Here is a 1,590-nt window from a genome sequence, read left to right on the forward strand (position 1 = left end):
GTGCTCGCGCAGCTCGTCGCCGTCCATCCCCGCCCGCACCATCCACTGCTGGTCGGGGCGGTGTGTGGGAGCGCGGGCGAGCCACCCGAGGAGGCCGCGCGGTGCGTCGCCTACCTCGCGGTCTCCGGGCCCGCGTCCGCCGCCGTGCGGTTGCTGGGCCTCGATCCCTTCGCCGTCAACGCCGCGCTGGTGCGGCTCGGCCCGGAGCTCGCGGCCGTCGTCGACGCGGCGGTCGTCGAGTTCCGGGGACCCGACCTGCCTGCCCCGAGCGCCCCGGTGCTCGACCTCATGGCGCAGGCCCACGTCCACCACCATCGAGAGCGGGTGCGTCTCTTTGTCTCCTGAGCACGGTCACGGCCACGGCCATCTGGTCTCCTTCGACCCCACCGAGACCGACCACGACCACCACGAGCCGCCGCCCGCGCAGGGCCGCGCGCTCCGGATCGGCATCGGCGGGCCCGTCGGCAGCGGCAAGACGGCGCTGGTCGCGGCCCTGGCCCGCAGCCTCGGCGAGCGCGTCCGGCTGGCCGTGGTGACGAACGACATCTACACCACCGAGGACGCGGACTTCCTGCGCCGCAACGCCGTGCTGCCCGCCGAGCGGGTCGAGGCCGTCCAGACCGGCTGCTGCCCGCACACCGCGATCCGAGACGACATCACCGCCAACCTCGACGCCATCGAGCTGCTCGAGGAGCGCTTCGGCGACCTGGAGCTGGTAGTCGTCGAGTCCGGTGGGGACAACCTGACGGCGGTGTTCTCCCGCGGCCTGGTCGACGCGCAGATCTTCGTGGTCGACGTCGCGGGCGGGGACAAGGTGCCCCGCAAGGGCGGGCCGGGGGTCACCACCGCGGACCTGCTCGTGATCAACAAGACCGACCTGGCGCCGCTCGTCGGGGCGGACATGGACGTGATGACCGGGGACGCGACGCGGATCCGCGGGGAGCTGCCCGTGATCACCCAGTCGCTGGTGGAGGACCCGTCCGCCACGGACGTCGGCGCCTGGGTGCTGTCCCTGCTCGCCGCGCGGGTGCCCGCGTAGATGAGGGCGAGGGCCGTCCTGACCGTCGAGCGGGTGGGGGAGCGCAGCGTCGTCCGCGAGCTGCGCTCGGAGTCCCCGCTCTCGCTCGTCCCGCGGCGCGGGACCGCGGCGGCGTTCCAGAGCGCGGTGACGGTCCACCTGGTCGGCTCGGCGAGCACCCCGCTGGCGGGCGACGACGTCGAGCTGGCCGTGCAGGTCGGCCCCGGCGCCGAGCTCGTCCTCACCGGGGTGGCGGCGGCCGTGGCGCTGCCGGGCGCGGACCGGCCCAGCACGCTGACGATGCGGATCGAGGTCGCCGAGGGGGCGAGCGTGCAGTACCTGCCCGAGCCCACGGTGATCACGGCCCGCGCGAACCACCACACCCTGCTCCACGCGACCCTCCACGAGACCGCGCGCCTGCGCGCCCGCGAGATCCTGGTCGCGGGCCGCAGCGGCGAGCGGGCGGGCCGGTACCGCGGCACCACCCGCGTCGAGCAGCCGAGCGGGCCGTTGGTGCACCAGACCCAGGACCTCGGCGACCCTGTGCTCCAGGCCTCCCCCGCCCATCTCGC

The 1,590-nt window shown here is 75.0% G+C and carries 3 protein-coding genes; all 3 read left to right on the forward strand.

The window, feature by feature from the left end:
• Positions 1-345, forward strand: a 345-nt coding sequence (locus H5J29_RS32040) for an urease accessory UreF family protein (RefSeq protein ID WP_281376158.1), incomplete at its 5' end; no start/stop codon positions are given.
• Positions 335-1,039, forward strand: coding sequence for an urease accessory protein UreG (gene ureG, locus H5J29_RS32045; RefSeq protein WP_181784659.1), 705 nt, complete (start codon positions 335-337; stop codon positions 1,037-1,039). The genes H5J29_RS32040 and ureG, both read left to right, overlap by 11 nt.
• Positions 1,040-1,590 (forward strand): urease accessory protein UreD (locus H5J29_RS32050; RefSeq protein WP_181784660.1); only part of this gene is annotated, 551 nt, incomplete at its 3' end.

Origin of the sequence: Pseudonocardia pini (assembly GCF_013870575.1) — a bacterium.
GTDB lineage: Bacteria > Actinomycetota > Actinomycetes > Mycobacteriales > Pseudonocardiaceae > Pseudonocardia > Pseudonocardia pini.